Below are 15638 nucleotides of genomic sequence, written 5' to 3'. Positions count from 1 at the left end.
ACTCCAGAAGATTGGGCATATGCCACCTGTGTTCGGGTGGCGAAATGACGTGCTCGACAATGCGCTCGTGGCGCGCCGGGTCCACAGCTTGTCCGACTACCAGACGCTGAACGGGTGCCTGGAGGAGATCACCGCCGGGGACGAGGGAGAACTGTGGCTTCTCTGCGACGCCCAAACCCGCCTGGCTGAGCGGCTCACGGTCGCGGAAGCAGTGAGGAACCGGCTGTGAGCACCTCGGATCGAGACGGTAACCCGGCCGCGGAAGCCCACGTGCACCTGAGCGCGCTGGGCGTACACCTCAAAGCCCACGGATTCACGGTCGATCCCGTCGCGGGGGGAATCACCGTCCGCAACCCGTCCGCGCCCGGGTGGCGCGTGAGCCGGCGGATCGCCCAGGACACGATCACGTGCGCTCCACGCAAGAGTGACAGCGGTCGGTACTGGTACTTCACGTCCTGGCGGCAGCCCATCGCCGAGGCCGATCGGATCACCGACGCGCTCATGGCGATCAAGGCATATCTCGGGGCGCCCACGTGAGCGATTCCTGCGTGGACGGCCAGATCTCCGACCAGGCCGCCTATCTGGCCGGGCTGAGGAAGGAGTTCCCCGAGTTCGGCATTGTGGCGGACTTCCGCCGTCCCATCTGGATGGCGGTCTGGGGCGACCGGCTGTTGCTCAAGGCCAGCGATGGTCTCACTCTCCGTGAACGCCTTGTGGAGGTGAGCCGAGCGTTGTGATCAGGAGCCCCCTATCGCCGGAAACGGCGCCGGTCAAGCGGAAGAATCCGGGCCCGAGTTTTGGATGACCGCGTGCGTGCGGCTCGATTCGATCACGACGGCCCGGAGGGGACGTCGTGCAGAGCGTCTCCGTTGAGGTAGCGCCCCGGAGAGGTGCCGATCGTTCGGCGGAACGCCGCGAGGAAGGCGCTCGGGGTCGCGTAGCCGACGGCGTGCGCGGTGTGCGAGACCGGCCGGCCTTCGGCCAGCAGTGGCAGGGCGGCCCGCAGCCGCATGTGGGTGCGCCAGCGGTCGAAGCTCATGCCCGTGTCGCGGACGAACAGCCGGGTCAGGGTCCGCCGGCTCACCCCGATGGCCCGTGCGTGCGCTTCCAGGCTCCGGGAGTCCGCAGGATCGCCGAGTAGTGCGTCGGCCACGGCGCGAACGCGTTCGTCGGCGGGATACGGCACCTCGATCGGGGTGGCCGGAAGGGGGCGCAGCAGGTCCAGCACGACCGCCTCGGCTCGCAGCCGCGCGTCGTCGGCCAGGCCGCGGCGGCCGAGGTGGTCGATCAGGTGGGCCAGCAGCCCGTCGACGGCGACCGGCGTCGGTTCGGCCCAGTCCAGCGCGCACCGGTCCGGTTCGAGGTAGAGGCTGCACAGCACCGCGTCGCGGGTCGCGCCGGTCCGGTGGACGACCCCCGCAGGCAGGAAGAGCGCCCTGGTGGGCGGCAGGACCCAGTAGGCGTCGCCGACGGCGACGCCGAGCACTCCCCGCCGGGTCCAGGCCAGCTGGTGCTGAGGGTGGCGGTGCGCGCCGATCCACTTCCCCGACGACAGCGGGAAATGCCCGACGACGATCGCCCCCACTCCGGTGGGGGCGGCCTCCGTGACGACTTGGCTCACGCGTCCCACCGTACGGTCTCTGTCCGGACGCGGCCGTCGCCGAGTCCTGCGATGCAGGTGGCGGGTGCCGCCGCCGGACCTGAGTAGCGGAACTGAGTAGAGGCGCTCAGGGCGAATCCGCGCCACGGCGGAAGGCTGGTGCCATGACAAAGCCACCGCTCGAGGGAAGGCCCCGGCACTCGTCCGCACGATCGGCGCGAATGGCCATCGTCGCATCGGCGACGATTCTCGTGCTGATAGCCGGAATCACCGTCGCATGGTTCCTGAGACCGGCCGGTCATCTCCAGACGGGTGCGGCCACCATGAACACCGCTGTGCCTCGGGTGACGGACGAGTCCGCGACTCCGAACAACACCGGCCCCAGGGTGACGGACAAGTCGGCGGGTCTCTCCTACGAGCTCCCCGAGGGGTGGAAGGAAGAAGACAATGGCGACCTGATCGACGCATTCACCTCGTCCATCAGCGAAGGGGGAGCCGAAGGGAAGGAAGCTTCCGCCGTCTTCGCCGGCCGGGGCGATGGCCTGCCGTCGTCCGCTCTCAAGCAGGCGGCGGAGAGCATGGCCGCGTCGAACGCGGAGTTCTTCAACCCGTATGGGAACTCGACCATGGGGGATTCCCGGCCGACGAAGGTGAGCGGCCGTCCCGCGCACACCGTGGTGCTGAAGTTCAAGGACGACGAGGGCGGTACGGGCCATCTTCGGCTGACCCTCATCGCGGTGGACGGCACCCGCTCGGCCTTCCTGATCGGCTTGGCCGTCCGGGTCGGAGACGCCGGGCGCAAACGGGTCGACGCGGTCCTGGAAAGCGCCTCCATCAACTGAGGCGCCGGGCGGCACCGTGCCGCGGTGGAGCGGCGTTGATCGGGTGTTTCGGCCGGGCCGCAGCACGGTCCGCGATCACGGTCTTCCGGTCCGGTCTTGATCAACTGACAATGGTCGCTTAGTGTCCGGACAAGATCTTTATCCGCGATTCTGGAGGAACGTCGATGAAGCGACGCGTGTTGACGGCCGGACTGGGTGCGGCGGCGGTGCTGGGGCTGGGGATGGCGGCGCCGGCCGATGCCGAGGTCGGCGGGGCGCCGGCGAGTCCGCCGACCTGCGGGTACAACGACCTCAACTACGTCCCCTACTACCTCAACTGCAAGGACGAGCCGCGGGAGGTCCGCGTCCGGGACACGGCGGTGGGCGACCACACGATCTGCGTGCCCGCCACGGCGTACGTGAAGATCGGCGACAACGTCTACACGACGACGTGGGCCAGCGACACCGGGGCGACCTGCGCGCCCTGAGCCTGGGGAGTGGGGCGCGCCTTTCGGTGTGGCCCGAGCGCGGTCAGCGTCCTCGCCGCCAGGCGAGGACGCTGGGCCGGGCTTTTGAAGAACGTCCGGCGGTCAGCTCCCGCCGGGGGAGGGCTTGCCGCCGCCCTTCCCGGGGGTGTCCTCGTCTTGGGTGACCTCCACGTGCTCCTTGCGGACCTCGCCGCGGACGGTCTCCTGCTCCTCGACCCGGTCGGTGCTCACCCGGATCCGCTCGACCGCCACGGTCTCCTTGGCGATCACCGGGCGCTCCTCGTGCAGGACGACCTCCAGGTCGTCCTCGGAGATGCTCACCTTGCCCCGGGCGGCGTCGCCGGTGACCGGCTCCCGCTCGATCCTGAGCTCCTCGTGCGCGACCGGGACGGTCCGCTCGACCTGCTCGGTCTCCACCCACTTGCGGATGTGGGCGCGGCCCGTCTCGTGCTGCTCGGTGCCGACGCGCATCTGCTCCTCGGACCGTGTCATCTCGGTGGTGGACATGCCCTCGTCCATGCGGCCCATGGTCTGGCTCCGCGCCTCCTGCCCGCGGCTGGACGCCTTCCCCGTCGCGGTCTTGCCGGTGCCCGCCGTCCCGGTCCCGCCCGTGGCGGCCGACCCTGTGGCGGCCTTGTCGGACGGGGCGCCCATGCCGGTCCTGCCGGCGGCCCCGCCCGCCGCCCCGCCGGCGGCGGCCTCGCCCGCGGAGTCGGAGCGGCCGGTGTCGGGGGCGCTGCCCGACGGCGGGCGGACGCCGTAGTGGCGGTAGAGGTCGACGATCTGGTCGTGCGACAGATGCTCGTCCGCGTCGACGTTCGGCGCGTCCTTGATGGTGTCCTTGTCGTAGGGCACCTGGAGCGTCTCACCGGACTTGTTGGACCCGGAGAGTGGGAGGAAGCTCTCCCGCATCCCGAACCAGCCGGTGTGCACCGTCACCCACTCGGGGGCGCCGGAGGCGTCGTTCAGGTAGACCTGCTTGATGGTCCCCACCCTGCTGCCGTTGCTGTCGGTCACGGCGGAGCCCATCAGGTCCTGGACCCTCATCTGTGTCTGCACGCGGAACACCTCGCTCTTGAACGATCCTCGGGGGGCGGGCTCCCCGCTACCCGTGAATGGTCTAATTGGCGTGACTTGTCGGAGTTACTGGGGGCTTTTCCGTTGGCCGACCCGGCAAACATGCCCTCCCGGTCGCGATCTGAGCACCGGATGGGGCGACGACGACGCTGGTGGGGGCGAGGGGAGACCCTCTCGCAGAGAAAGGGTCCGGCGGGTTTTTAGGCGCACATGGGGAAATGCGTTCCCGCAGTTTTGGGGGTGGCGGTTTGGTGGGCGCCCCGCCTCGGAACGGCGCCGCCGGCGGCCGGATGGCCCGGGCCGAGCTGTACGCTCCGCGGGTGGAGCGACATCGTGCACGCCCTGGGCCCGGACCCGGCGCGGGCGGCCCAGCTCGTCGGCACCTTCTGGGCCGAGGCCGAGTCCTTGGTGAAGGCGCAGAGCGGCGAGGTCTACTCCTGGCAGGGGGACGCCCTCCTCGTCGCCTACCGGGGGCGGCCTCAGCGCCGGATGGAACGGGCGCTCAGCACCGTTGAGGCGATCCACGCCGTCGTCCGTATCAGGCTCGAACCCCTCTGCTGGGACCTGCTCCGTCGCGCGGAGGCCGAGGCCGAGGCCGCGGCCCAGGCCCCGGGCGCGGGTGAGCGCGGGGGGCCTGGCCGGCCAGGTGCACGCGACGCTGAAGCGGCGGCCGTCGAACGGCCTCGGCTCATTCGGATGGGGGCCCGAACGCGGCGTCCGGCTGGCCGGGGCGCACCGCCTGATCCGTACCGGGACCCCGGTGGCGGTCGTCCACCCGGACGCGCTTTCGGCCGAACGGGCCGCCCCGGTGGCGGCGGGCGACGCCGGTACCCGCGCCGCCTCCTGAGCCGGTGGACGGGCCCGCCGCCGTCCGGTCGTCACCCCGGACGGGGTGTCCGTTGCTGGGAGAAATTGGGACGTTCTCCCAGCAAGCCGCTACTGTTCCGTCGGAATCGTGATCTTCACGACCTGACGGACAGGAGGTGGCAGTAGTGACACAACGCAGTTCCGGCCCGGCGGGCCGGGCCATGGTCGGCGGCACCGCGGCCATGGTCGCGCTGGCGCTGGCCCTCAGCGGGTGCTCGGCGGGCGGGGCGGACTCCGACGCCGGGCTGAAGGCGGCCCGCGCCGCCGCCCTGCCGGCCTCCAAGCGCTTCGACCTGCCCAAGCCGTCCTACGACTTGTTCAGGCACAAGAAGCTCAAGGACAAGACGGTCATGCAGAGCCTCGGGTTCGACGCCCGGAACAAGAGGCTCTTCGTCGCGCAGCTGAAGAACGGCTCGGCGTCCGACAAGAACGGCGACCTGGCGATCAGCCAGCTCGACTTCGCCGGGAACCTCAAGGGGTACATGTACCTCAAGGGCTTCGGGCACGGCGTCTCGATCGGGGTGGAGCCGTCCGGCACCTCCACCTACCTGTGGGCCGAGGTGGACCCGACGGGCGCCAGCGCGCGCGGCACCCAGCTCGCCCGGTTCAAGTTCACCAGCGGCAAGACGCTGACCAACAAGTCGTCCGCGCTCACCAAGTACAAGCCGGTCGCGGGCAGCGAGGGCGTCACGGCGTCGATCGACCCGGTCAACAACCGGCTCGCCATGCGGTACAAGAAGGGGAGTTGGCGGGTCACGGTCTTCAACCTGGCCGACGTGAAGGCCAAGAAGTACGGCAACCCGGTCGCCGACATCGCCCAGCCCTCGCAGAACGGCGAGACGTTCCAGGGGTACGCGGTGTACGGCAGGTACCTGTACACCGCGTACGGGAACGCCTACGGCAAGACCAACCCGTCGCCGGGCAACACCAAGCTGTCGACCATCGACCTCAGCACCGGCAAGCGGGTCGCCGGGCCCACCTTCAGCAAGGCCGGCGCGACGCTGACCTACCGTGAGCCGGAGGGCCTGGGGATCTTCCGGACGGGCTCCGGTGAGGTCCGGCTCTTCCTCGGATTCGCCTCCGGGGCTGAGGGGGACCGCCGGTCCAACCTCTTCTACAAGAACGTCCTCATCCCCTAAGGACGTCCCGCCAGGACGTCTCCTGAGGACGTCCGGCCCAACGGCGCGGACGGTGCGGCTCCCGGCGCACCGTCCGCGCACTAGGTTGTGAGGCCCGGCGGCGAAAGGGGACGGCGGCGCCCGGTCACCCCCGCTTGTAGGCGACGCCGCCGAACACCGCGACCTCCGGGGGCGTGGCGAACGGAGAAGCCTCCAGCCGCCAGCGGGAGCACGACTCCACACCCGGCTCCAGCAGTTCCAGCCCCTCGAAGAGCCCCTCGATCTGCTGCGGGCTGCGCGGCGTGTACGGGACCGCGCCGCTGCTGGCGTTGTGCGGGCGCAGGGCCCGGACGTACGCGGGATCGGTGTCGGTGCCGTCGTTCAGGCCCAGGTAGCTGCCGGGCGGCAGCGCGTCCATCAGCCGCCGGACGATCGCCCGCGCCTCGTCGTAGTCGGCGACCAGGCCGAGGATGCCCATCAGCATCAGCCCGACGGGCCGGCTGAGGTCCAGCGTCCGGGCGGCCTCGCGGAGGATGCGGTCCGGGTCGCGGACGTCGGCGTCGATGTAGTCGCAGGCGCCCTCCGGCGTGCTGGTGAGCAGCGCCTTGGCGTGCACCAGGACCAGCGGGTCGTTGTCGACGTAGACGATCCGGCAGGACGGGTCCGCCCGCTGGGCGATCTCGTGGGTGTTGTCGGCGGTCGGCAGGCCGGTGCCGATGTCCAGGAACTGGCGGATCCCCCGCTCGCCCGCCAGGAGCCGCACGGTGCGGCCGATGAAGGCGCGGGAGTGCCGGGTGATGTCGACCATGCCGGGGAAGACGGCGGTGATCCGGTCGGCGGCGGCCTGGTCGACGGGGTAGTGGTCCTTGCCGCCCAGCAGGTAGTTCCACATCCGGGCCGAGTGCGGAACGCTGGTGTCGAGCTTGAGGGAATCGGGCATCGCACGCTTTCTGTCATGACGGGGTGGTTCGTTGACGGCCGCGCGAGAAGTGGCCTTTGTCGCGGCATCCTAGGCCCGGTGCCGCCGGCGGTCGCGTCCACGCGCGGGCCGTTCAGTTATTTCAGGGTGGCCCGCGCCGATGGTCAAAAACTGCCCGCCCGTTCAGACCGGAATGAGACCCGCCGCGTTCTCGCAGGTCGACGAGGTTCCGCCGGGGCGTGCGCTTCGATCCGGTCATCGAATCCGGCGGCGCGGGCGGTTCGGTGCTGGCCGCGGGCGGGGCCGCTGGTCGATAGTCGGGGGAGCCGGGCCCGGGCGTGACCGCTGTAGCACCCGGAGCCGGCGACCCGCAGGGCCCTGCGGTCAGTACGCCCCCCGCCGTCCCGTGAAGGGAACCGTTCATGAACAAGCGCCGCCCACCGGGCGCCGTCACCCTGTCCAAGCTCCTGTCCCTCGCCGGCGCGCTCCTCGGTCTGGTCCTCCTGACCGGCGCCGTCTCCCCGGCGTCCGCGTCGGCGTCCGCTCCCGCCGCCTCCGCGTCCGCCGCCTCCGCGTCCGCCGCCGCCGTGCGGGCCGTCCGCACGATCAGGTACGACGCGAGCGGCTCCGCCGAGTTCCAGGCCGACGTCGACGAGGGCGCGCGGATCTGGAACGAGCGCGTGCAGAGCGTCCAGTTCACTCCCGGGACGCCGGCCGACGTCGTCGTCCACGCCGACGACGGCTGGCCCCGCACGCAGCCCGCCGGCCTCGGCCGCGGCACGGTGTGGATGGGCCGCCAGGCCGTCCAGGAGGGGCACTACCCGCCCCGGATCGCCGCGCACGAACTCGGCCATATCCTCGGGCTTCCCGACGACCGCACCGGGCTGTGCGAGGACCTGATGTCGGGCGCCAGCGCCGGCACGGGCTGCCGCAACCCCAACCCCAACCCGGCCGAGATCGCCGAGGTCGAGGCCAACTTCCAGAACGGCGTCGCGCGCGTCGCCGCGGGTGCGCTCCTCACCGAGGAGCCCGCCGCCGCCCGCCGCTGACCCGCACGCCGGCCACGGCCTCGCGGAAGGCGCTCCGCGGGGCCGTGGTCGGTCGGGGGCCGGCGGCCGGCCGCGGGGTCAGAGGCCGAGGGCCCGGGTCCACAGGCGGGTGAGGGTCTCGGTCATCCGGTCGGGGTCGACGGGCTCGCCGAAGACGAAGACGAGATAGGCGCAGCGCTCGGTCATCGCGCCCAGGAACATCGCGGCGTCGTGGCCGTCGATGCGCGGATCGACCAGCTCCTGGTCCTGCCATCGGGAAATGGCCCGCCGGGTCCGGCCCAGATAGTACTTTCTGCGCTCATCGAGGACGGCGCGGGATTCCTTGTCGGTGAGCCCGGCCTCCTCGATCGCCGCCCAGAACTCCGCGTTCCGGCTGAATGCCTGCATGTAGAGCGTGTTGGTCTGGTGGATGCGCTCGCGCGGTGAGCCGGGGCTCTCGCGGTGGACGGCGAGTTCGCCGTAGACCTCGTCCTCCACCGTAATCAGCAGGTGCCGGAACAGGTCGGCCTTGGAACCGAAATGCTTGTAGAAGGCGCCCACCGAGACACCGGCGCCGGACGCGATGTCGGCGATGCGGGCGCGGTGGTAGCCGCGCTGCTCGAACACCTTCCGGCCGGAGCGGAGCAGGGCGCCGCGCGTCTGCATCGCCTGCCTGCCGCGCGGTGCCGTCACGCCGGCTCCCCGATGCCGAGCATGCGCGCCCACATCTCGGTGAGCCGCCCGGCCGCGTCGGCGCGCGCGCCGGGCGGGGGCGGATCGCCGGTGAACCACTGGACGGCGCACTGCTCGCTCATCGCGGTCAGGGCCAGCGCGGTCAGCGCCGCGTCGGGCACGGCGCCGGACGCGCGGGCCACGACCGCGAGCGCGGCGTCGGTGAACTCGCGGCGGCACCCCGCGACGGCGGGCCGCAGCTCCGGCATCGACAGCGCGGCCTCCTCCATGACCCGCCACAGCCGCGGGTTCTCGGCGAAGACGTCGAGGTAGCGCAGGTTGAGGTCGCGGATCGCGGGCGCGCCCCCGCCGCCGGGGGCGTCCCCGCCGTCGGGGGCGTCCGCGAGGCCGGTCCGCAGCCGGTGCCGGTACGCGGCGGCGACGTCGGCGAAGATCGCCTCTTTGGAGGTGAAGTAGCTGTAGAACGTTCCCACCGACACGCCGGCCTCGTCGGTGACGTCACCGATGCGGGCCCGCGCGTAGCCGCGGCGGGCGAAGACGGTCTCGGCGGCCTCGACCAGCGCCGCGCGGGTGCGGCGGCCCTGCGCGGTGAGGCTGTCCGAGGGTCCATCGTCGTGGGCGGGCACGATGACTCCAAAATGGCGTGGGGAGGGTCGTCGAGCGCACTCGAAGGCCGCGTTCACCGACGACGGCGACAACTGCGAAAGGGTCATGCTAGCGGATTCACTGTCCCCATTTCTCCCGGATGGCGGCACGGTCAAGGCCGCCCCCGGCCGTCCGGGGAAGCCGGGCCGCGATGGCGACCGAGCGTGGTTTCTTGTAGCTCGCTATGTGCCGTCTGGTGTGTTCTATGAGGTCGGCGGGATCGCATTCCGCGCCGCCGGTGAGTTCGACGGCGGCGCGCACGGATTGGCCCCAGCGCGGGTCCGGCACGCCGAAGACGCACGCGTCGGCGACGGCGGGGTGCCTTTTCAGCGCGATTTCCACTTCGGCCGGGTAGACGTTCTCCATGCCCGTCTTGATCACTTCCTGGATGGGGCCGAGAAAGTCCAGCGTGCCGTCCGGATGCCGGATCCCCAGGTCCCCGGTGCGGTGCCGCCCGGCGGGCGGCGGCGCGTCCGCGTAGCCGGCCATGACCTGCGGCCCCCGGACGGTGATCTCGCCCGCCTCGCCGGCCGCCGCCTCGGCGCCGCCCGGGCCCTCGATCCGGACGACGGCGACGGGGGAGGGACGGCCGAACGCGCCGTCCCCGGCGGGCCCGCGCGCCTCGAAGGTCGCCATCGCGTACGTCTCGGTCTGCCCGTACCCGGTGGTGCCGGGCCCGTCCGGACGGGGGCAGCCGGTCATCGCGTACCAGGCGGCGCCGTCCCCGGACGGCTGCGCGGGCACGTCGCGCAGGCTGCTCAGGTCGAACCGCCCGCCCGCGTTCACCTCGGCCATCCGGTCGATGGTCGGGGTGAACAGCAGCGCGCTGGTGACGCGCTCGTCCTGGACGAGCCGGCAGAGCGTCTCGGCGTCGGCGGCGGGCGCCAGCACGGCCCGCCCGCCGAACAGGTAGGTGGCCAGCAGCTTGAGGTGCACCCCGACGTGGAACATCGGGCCGGACGCCAGGTAGCGGGTCGCCCCGGGCTCGACCAGCCGGTACGCGGCGATCACCAGGCTCTGCGTGACGATCGCGCGGTGCGTGACCAGCGCGAGCCGGGGCCGTCCGGAGAAGGCGCCGGTGAAGACGCCGAGGACGGGACGCTCGTCGTCGTGGCCGCCGTCGGAGTCGGCGCCGGGGTCGATGTCGCCGTCCGGGGCGGCCTCCAGCGCGCGGGCCTCGTCCGGGGCCTCGACGTCGACGACCGTCAGCCCGTCCACCCCCGCGGTCAGGGGGAGGTGCGCGGTCGTGGTCAGGACCACCGCGGGGCCGGCGGCGCGCAGGGCCCACGCCGTCTCCGCCGCGGTGTTGCGCAGGTTCAGCGGGACGAGGACGGCGCCGAGCTTGGCCGCGGCGAACAGCGCGTGCAGGGTCCGGGCGTCGCCGGGGCCGAGCCAGGCGACCCGGTCGCCCGCCCCCACCCCCCGGTCCGCCAGGCGGTGCGCCCACCGGTTCGAGGCGCGGTCCATGGCGGCGAACGAGAGCCGGTCCGCGCCGTCGACGACCGCGGTCGCCGGACCCAGCGTGCGGGCCTGCTCGCGCACCATGTCGGCCAGCGTGAAGGCGTGCAGTCGGTCGGTCATCGGGGCGGCTCCGAACCGGTGTCGAGGATCAGGCGGGGCATCGGATCGGCCCCCGGCTGGTGTAGGTGCCCTGCTGGGCGGGGACGGTGAGGTCGGCGGCGTGGAAGGTCGCGTCGGCGGGGTAGCCGTGGTCGCGCGGGGTGTAGCCAGGGGCGGTCACCGCGCCGGTCTCCGCGGGCGCCCCGCCGAGCGACTCCAGCGCCCGCCGCATCGCCCCGGGATCGGCCGAACCGGCCCGTTCGGCGGCCCACTTCACCAGGTGGACGGCGTCGTAGTTGTAGAGGTACTGCGAGAGGGACCCGCGCCACACCCCCTTGGTGCGCGGCTCGATCGCGGCCAGCGCGCGGCGCTGCGCGGCGGTCAGTTCGCCGTCCACCCGCACCGCGCCGGGCCAGGCCATCGCGACCGTGCCGGGCGGGACCAGGTCCAGCCCGCCGAGGACGACCTCGGGCGGCGTCGCGGTGACGTTGCCGCCGCCGACGACGCGCGCCTTGAGGCCCACGTCCTTCATCGCGCGGAACGCGGTCTTGAGCGTCGGCCCGTAGGTCTCCAGGACGACGGCGTCCGGCTTGGCGGCGGCGAGGCGCTGCACCTGCGCGGTCAGGTCGAGCTGGTCGGCGGGGAACTTCTCGTCGCCGGTCACCCGGACGCCCGCCGCGCGGAACTGCTGCTTCCAGATGTCGGCCTCGGCGTTCTGGAGCTGGCCGTCGAGGTGCAGCAGCCCGACGGTCTTCGGCCGCTGCCCGAGGGTGAGGCAGCCGACGGCCTTGGCCTGCGCCGCGGTCGGGTACTTCAGGTCGAACTGGGTCGGGTACCTGCCGGGGTCGGCGGCGTCGGGCACCCCGCCGGTGAAGACGCCGAGGACGCCGTTGACCTTGACGGCCTGGAGCATCGCCAGCGTGGTGGTGCCGGCCGACGCGGCGACGACCGCGCCGTAGTCGTGCCGGGCGAGCGCGTCGTTCAGCTTGTCCGAGGCGCGCTGCGGATCGGACTGGACGTCGACGTAGTCGACCCGGACCGGACGGCCGAGGATCCCGCCGGCCTTGTTGATCTCGGCGACCGCGGCGTCCAGGCCGGGCCGGTAGGTCTGCCCGATGATCGCCTGCTTGCCGGAGCCGTCGTAGGGGGAGACGATCCGGAACGCCGCACCGCCGCCGGCCGGTCCCGTCCCGCCGCAGCCGGCGAGCGCCGTCGCGAGGACCGCGCCCGCGGCCACCGCCGCCGCGCGCGCCCGTGCTCTCGCGCGCGCCCGTGCTCCCGGGCGTGTGGTGGTCACGTGGCATCCCCTTCCGGAACGGCGGCGGCGCCGCCCAGGTAGACGGCCTGGACGCGGGGGTCCTCGGCCAGGTCGGAGCAGGCGCCGCCGAAGGCCACCCGGCCGTCGTCGACGACGTAGCCGCGATCGCACAGCGCGAGCGCGTCGGCGGTGTCCTGCTCGACGAGGAGCACAGCCGGGCCGCCCTCGCCGCGCAGCCTGCGCAGCCCGTCGAAGACCTCTTCGACCAGGCGCGGCGCGAGCCCGGCGGACGGCTCGTCCAGCAGGAGCAGCCTCGGCCGGCACATCAGCGCCTGCGCGATGACCAGCATCTGCTGCTGCCCGCCCGACAGCGCGCCCGCCGGTTCGCCGGGACGTCCGGCCAGAGGCGGGAACAGCTCGTGCATCCGGTCGAGCTCGGCCGCCGCGGCGGCCCGGCCCATCCGGGGCGGCGCGCCCAGCATCAGGTTGTCGGCGACGCTGAGCCGCTTGAACAGCCGGCGGCCCTCCATCGCGTACGAGACGCCGAGCGAGATCAGCCGGTGCGTCGGCGTCCGGCCGAGGTCGGCGCCCTCCCAGGTCAGCGTGCCGCCCCGGGGCCGCAGCAGGCCCGCGACGGTGTCGAGCACGGTGGTCTTCCCGGCGCCGTTCGGGCCGAGCAGGCACACGAACTCGCCGGCCGACACCGTCAGGGAGATGTCGTGCAGCACCGCCGTCCGGCCGCGGCTCACCGCGAGCGAATCCAGTACGAGCGTCACAGTCCCTCTCCCTTCTCGGTGCGTGATCGGCCCAGGTAGGAGCGCGCCACCGCGGCGTCCGCCCGGACCTCGTCCGGGGTCCCGGTGGCGATGACGGTGCCGGTGTCGAGGACGACGACGTGGTCGGCGAGGCCCATGACCAGCCGCATGTTGTGCTCGACCAGCACGATCGCGACGCCCGCGCCGCGCACGGCGCGGAGCAGCGCGGCCAGCTCGTCGACCTCGGCGCCGACCAGCCCGGCGGCGGGCTCGTCCAGCAGCAGGACGGCGGGCGAGCCGGCCAGCGCCCGGGCGACCTCCAGCAGCCGCTGCCGTCCTGGGCTGAGGGTGTCGGCCTCCTGCCCGGCGAGGTGCGCGAGGCCGGCGAACGCGAGCAGGTCGGCGGCGTCCGCCGCGAACCCGGCGCGGGCGCGGCGGGCGGCGGGGAGGCCGAGGATCGCGGTGGCCGCCCCGACCGGGGTGCGGGTCAGCATCCCGGCCATCACGTTCTCCAGGACGGTGCGGTCCGGCAGCAGCAGCGGCGTCTGGAACGTGCGGGACACGCGTTCGCGGACGACGCGGTGCGGGGCGCGGCCCTCGAGCGGCGTCCCGCCGACCCCGACCCGCCCGCGGTCGGCGCGGTAGAAGCCGGAGATGAGGTTCAGCGTGGTCGTCTTCCCGCAGCCGTTCGCGCCGATGACGGCGGTGATCTGCCCCGGGCGGGCGGTGAACGACACGTCCGCCACCGCCTGGTTGCCGCCGAACGCCTTGCCGAGCCCGGCGACCTCCAGCACGGCGCCGGGGTCGGCGGCCCCGGTCAGCCGGGCCACCGCCGCGTCCGCCGAGCCGGTGCCCCCGGCCGGGACGCCGCCGGTGCCGGTGCCCCCGCCGGTGCCCGCGCCGGGCCTGGCCGCGGCGGCGAGCAGCGCGGACGCGCCCCGGCGCAGCGGGACGACGAGGCCGCGCGGCAGCAGCAGCGAGCCGAGCACCAGCGCGAGGCCGTAGATCAGCAGCGCGTACTTGTCGAAGCGGTCCGAGACCTCCGGGACGAACTGGAGGATCGCCACGCCGATCACCGGCGCCCAGACCGCGTCGCTGCCGCCGATGATGGTCGCGCCGATGATCAGGATGGACAGCGACAGCGGGAACGCGTCGGGGCTGATGAACCCGTCCAGGAACGGGTAGACCGCGCCGCCGACCCCGGCCAGCACCGCGGCGAGCAGGTAGATGGTCAGCCGGACCCGGGTCGGCGACACCCCGACCGAGCGCAGGCAGATGTCGCCGCGCCGCAGGCACGCGAACGCCAGCCCCCAGGTCGAGCGGGTGAGGTTGCGCAGCCCGAGCAGCGACAGCCCGAGCAGCACCAGCGACAGCGCGTACAGCGCGGGGGTCGACAGCGCGTGGCCGAGGACGGTGGGCCGGTCGATCCCGGCCAGCCCGAACTCCCCGCCGGTCGGCTTGGGGATGATCTTGACGGTCTGCGGGATGACGGTGGCGATGAACAGGCTGGTCAGCGCGAAGTACCAGCCGCCGACCCGGAGCCCGGGGACGCTCGCGACCAGCCCGATCAGCGCGGCGGCGAGCACTCCCGCGAGCATCGCCGCCCACGCGTTCCAGCCGTAGGTGGCGGTCAGCACGCCGGTGACGTAGGCGCCGGCGGCGAAGATGCCGACCTGCCCGAGCGCGTACTCGCCCGCGTAGCCGAGCACCAGGTTGAGGCCCACCGCGACGATTGACATCACCGCGATGACGAACAGCTTGCGGGTCCAGAACTTGTCGCCGGCGATCAGCGGCAGCACCGCGACGACGGCGAACACGGCCACGAGCGCGATCTCCCGCGCGGTGCCGGGACGCCGCCCGGCGGTCCCGCCGGGGACGCCCGCGATCGTCTTGAGGACGGCGGTCACTCAGATCACCCGTTCCCGGTAGGTGCCGAACAGGCCGTTCGGGCGGACCGCGAGGATGGCCAGCAGCACCAGCAGCGTCACCACGTCCTGCCAGGCCGCCGACAGCACCAGCACCGCCTCGGAATTGATCACCCCGAGGATCAGCCCGCCGGCCAGCGCCCCGCCCGCCGAGCCGAAGCCGCCGACGGCGATCGCGACGAACCCGGCCAGCGTGAGCGAGGAGCCCATGTCGAACGAGGCGCCGGTGACCGGCGCCACCACGAACCCGGCGAACCCGGAGATCGCGGCGGCGACGGCGAACGAGACCGCGCCGACCCGCCGGGTGTTGATCCCGCGGACCCGGGCCGCCTCGGCGTCCTCGGCGGTGGCACTCCACGTCTTGCCCGCCCGGGTGTACCGGGTGACGGCGGTGAGCGCGGCGGCGACGGCGAGCGCGGTGAGCAGGATCAGCATGTTCGCCGGCTGCACGGTGGCGCCGCCGATGCTCCAGGCGTCCAGCTCGATCAGGGACGGGACCGGATGCTGGTCGCCGCCCCAGACGAGCTGCGCCACGTTCTCCAGCGCGACCGACGCGCCCAGCGTGGTGATCACCCAGGCCATCGAGTTGCTCCCGGCCCGGGACAGCGGCGCGACGGTGATCCGCTCCTGGAGGAACCCGATCGCGGCGACCGCGGCGGTGACCGCGAGCAGCGCCAGCAGCAGCGGCGTGCCGTGCGTGACCCAGAGGGTGAAGCCGATCAGCGCCCCGTAGGACAGGAGCTGCCCCTGGGCGAGGTTGAACACTCCGGTGGCCCGGAAGACCAGGTTGTAGCCCATCGCGACCAGCGCGTACACGCCACCGACGCCCAGGCCGGCGACCAGCGCCGATATGTAGGGTTCCCAGCTGTCGGGCATGACCCGAC

At 73.0% G+C, this 15638-nt stretch carries 18 protein-coding genes; 8 read left to right on the top strand and 10 right to left on the bottom strand.

Going from position 1 to position 15638, the window contains the following annotated elements:
• Positions 1-19 precede the first annotated feature (19 nt).
• The 3 genes from OHA34_RS15460 to OHA34_RS15450 are packed head-to-tail and all read left to right on the top strand — an operon-like array spanning position 20 to position 737.
• Positions 20-229 (top strand): hypothetical protein, encoded by a 210-nt coding sequence (locus OHA34_RS15460; RefSeq protein WP_329522025.1) that lies wholly within the window; start codon positions 20-22, stop codon positions 227-229.
• Positions 226-537, top strand: coding sequence for a hypothetical protein (locus tag OHA34_RS15455; protein ID WP_329522024.1), 312 nt, complete (start codon positions 226-228; stop codon positions 535-537). The genes OHA34_RS15460 and OHA34_RS15455 overlap by 4 nt, the downstream gene beginning before the upstream one ends.
• A gap of 11 nt (positions 538-548) precedes the next feature.
• Complete coding sequence (locus tag OHA34_RS15450) at positions 549-737, top strand: hypothetical protein (RefSeq protein WP_329522023.1); 189 nt, start codon at positions 549-551, stop codon at positions 735-737.
• Positions 738-829: 92 nt separating this feature from the next.
• Here the strand turns inward: OHA34_RS15450 and OHA34_RS15445 are convergent, their stop codons facing one another.
• Positions 830-1621: an AraC family transcriptional regulator gene (locus OHA34_RS15445; RefSeq protein ID WP_285941872.1), complete on the bottom strand. Its 792-nt coding sequence runs from the start codon at positions 1619-1621 to the stop codon at positions 830-832.
• A 200-nt stretch (positions 1622-1821) separates the two neighbouring features.
• Here OHA34_RS15445 and OHA34_RS15440 point away from each other — a divergent pair, with 200 nt between their 5' ends.
• Together OHA34_RS15440 and OHA34_RS15435 are read left to right on the top strand one after the other, a co-directional pair.
• Positions 1822-2442 carry a hypothetical protein gene (locus OHA34_RS15440; protein ID WP_285941871.1) on the top strand — a complete coding sequence of 207 codons (621 nt, stop codon included), beginning with the start codon at positions 1822-1824 and terminating at the stop codon, positions 2440-2442.
• Positions 2443-2606: 164 nt separating this feature from the next.
• Positions 2607-2909 carry a hypothetical protein gene (locus tag OHA34_RS15435; RefSeq protein ID WP_329522022.1) on the top strand — a complete coding sequence of 101 codons (303 nt, stop codon included), beginning with the start codon at positions 2607-2609 and terminating at the stop codon, positions 2907-2909.
• Between the two features lie 102 nt (positions 2910-3011).
• On the opposite strand, the gene OHA34_RS15430 is transcribed toward OHA34_RS15435, so the two are convergent.
• Positions 3012-3968: a PRC and DUF2382 domain-containing protein gene (locus OHA34_RS15430; RefSeq protein WP_285941869.1), complete on the bottom strand. Its 957-nt coding sequence runs from the start codon at positions 3966-3968 to the stop codon at positions 3012-3014.
• Between the two features lie 637 nt (positions 3969-4605).
• On the opposite strand from OHA34_RS15430, the gene OHA34_RS15425 reads away from it, so the two are divergent.
• Both OHA34_RS15425 and OHA34_RS15420 read left to right on the top strand, forming a co-directional pair.
• Positions 4606-4833 carry a hypothetical protein gene (locus OHA34_RS15425; RefSeq protein WP_329522021.1) on the top strand — a complete coding sequence of 76 codons (228 nt, stop codon included), beginning with the start codon at positions 4606-4608 and terminating at the stop codon, positions 4831-4833.
• A 145-nt stretch (positions 4834-4978) separates the two neighbouring features.
• Entirely contained in the window at positions 4979-5992 is a 1014-nt protein-coding gene (locus OHA34_RS15420; protein WP_285941867.1) for a phage baseplate protein, read from the top strand.
• Between the two features lie 124 nt (positions 5993-6116).
• On the opposite strand, the gene OHA34_RS15415 is transcribed toward OHA34_RS15420, so the two are convergent.
• Positions 6117-6911: an SAM-dependent methyltransferase gene (locus OHA34_RS15415; RefSeq protein WP_285941866.1), complete on the bottom strand. Its 795-nt coding sequence runs from the start codon at positions 6909-6911 to the stop codon at positions 6117-6119.
• A gap of 401 nt (positions 6912-7312) precedes the next feature.
• Here OHA34_RS15415 and OHA34_RS15410 point away from each other — a divergent pair, with 401 nt between their 5' ends.
• On the top strand, positions 7313-7939 hold the full coding sequence (locus tag OHA34_RS15410; protein WP_329522020.1) for a snapalysin family zinc-dependent metalloprotease: 627 nt from the start codon (positions 7313-7315) through the stop codon (positions 7937-7939).
• 78 nt (positions 7940-8017) lie between these two features.
• Here OHA34_RS15410 and OHA34_RS15405 read toward each other — a convergent pair whose 3' ends face one another.
• The 7 genes from OHA34_RS15405 to OHA34_RS15375 form a co-directional block, all read right to left on the bottom strand.
• Positions 8018-8611, bottom strand: coding sequence for a TetR/AcrR family transcriptional regulator (locus OHA34_RS15405; protein ID WP_285941864.1), 594 nt, complete (start codon positions 8609-8611; stop codon positions 8018-8020).
• Positions 8608-9237, bottom strand: a complete 630-nt coding sequence (locus tag OHA34_RS15400; protein ID WP_329522019.1) for a TetR/AcrR family transcriptional regulator — start codon at positions 9235-9237, stop codon at positions 8608-8610. The genes OHA34_RS15405 and OHA34_RS15400 overlap by 4 nt, the downstream gene beginning before the upstream one ends.
• Positions 9238-9334: 97 nt before the next feature.
• Entirely contained in the window at positions 9335-10837 is a 1503-nt protein-coding gene (locus OHA34_RS15395) for an AMP-binding protein (protein WP_329522018.1), read from the bottom strand.
• A 28-nt stretch (positions 10838-10865) separates the two neighbouring features.
• Complete coding sequence (locus OHA34_RS15390; RefSeq protein ID WP_329522017.1) at positions 10866-12113, bottom strand: ABC transporter substrate-binding protein; 1248 nt, start codon at positions 12111-12113, stop codon at positions 10866-10868.
• Positions 12110-12850 (bottom strand): ABC transporter ATP-binding protein, encoded by a 741-nt coding sequence (locus OHA34_RS15385; RefSeq protein ID WP_285941860.1) that lies wholly within the window; start codon positions 12848-12850, stop codon positions 12110-12112. Before OHA34_RS15385 ends, OHA34_RS15390 begins: the two co-directional genes overlap by 4 nt.
• Positions 12847-14736 carry a branched-chain amino acid ABC transporter ATP-binding protein/permease gene (locus tag OHA34_RS15380; RefSeq protein ID WP_285941859.1) on the bottom strand — a complete coding sequence of 630 codons (1890 nt, stop codon included), beginning with the start codon at positions 14734-14736 and terminating at the stop codon, positions 12847-12849. Before OHA34_RS15380 ends, OHA34_RS15385 begins: the two co-directional genes overlap by 4 nt.
• Positions 14737-15630 carry a branched-chain amino acid ABC transporter permease gene (locus tag OHA34_RS15375; protein WP_285941858.1) on the bottom strand — a complete coding sequence of 298 codons (894 nt, stop codon included), beginning with the start codon at positions 15628-15630 and terminating at the stop codon, positions 14737-14739. It abuts the gene before it with no gap.
• Between the last annotated feature and the right edge of the window lie 8 nt (positions 15631-15638).

The organism is Spirillospora sp. NBC_01491 (assembly GCF_036227065.1).
GTDB lineage: Bacteria > Actinomycetota > Actinomycetes > Streptosporangiales > Streptosporangiaceae > Spirillospora > Spirillospora xylanilytica.
Note: the sequence above shows the minus strand (reverse complement) of the source record. Positions and strands in the feature narration are given on the sequence as shown.

What these genes read in the sequence shown, in the direction of transcription:
- OHA34_RS15460 (WP_329522025.1), top strand. Translation starts at nt 20, where the DNA reads ATGCCACCTGTGTTCGGGTGGCGAAATGACGTGCTCGACAATGCGCTC.
- OHA34_RS15440 (WP_285941871.1), top strand. Translation starts at nt 1,822, where the DNA reads ATGGCCATCGTCGCATCGGCGACGATTCTCGTGCTGATAGCCGGAATC.
- OHA34_RS15435 (WP_329522022.1), top strand. Translation starts at nt 2,607, where the DNA reads ATGAAGCGACGCGTGTTGACGGCCGGACTGGGTGCGGCGGCGGTGCTG.
- OHA34_RS15415 (WP_285941866.1), bottom strand. Translation starts at nt 6,911, where the DNA reads ATGCCCGATTCCCTCAAGCTCGACACCAGCGTTCCGCACTCGGCCCGG.
- OHA34_RS15410 (WP_329522020.1), top strand. Translation starts at nt 7,313, where the DNA reads ATGAACAAGCGCCGCCCACCGGGCGCCGTCACCCTGTCCAAGCTCCTG.
- OHA34_RS15395 (WP_329522018.1), bottom strand. Translation starts at nt 10,837, where the DNA reads ATGACCGACCGACTGCACGCCTTCACGCTGGCCGACATGGTGCGCGAG.
- OHA34_RS15375 (WP_285941858.1), bottom strand. Translation starts at nt 15,630, where the DNA reads ATGCCCGACAGCTGGGAACCCTACATATCGGCGCTGGTCGCCGGCCTG.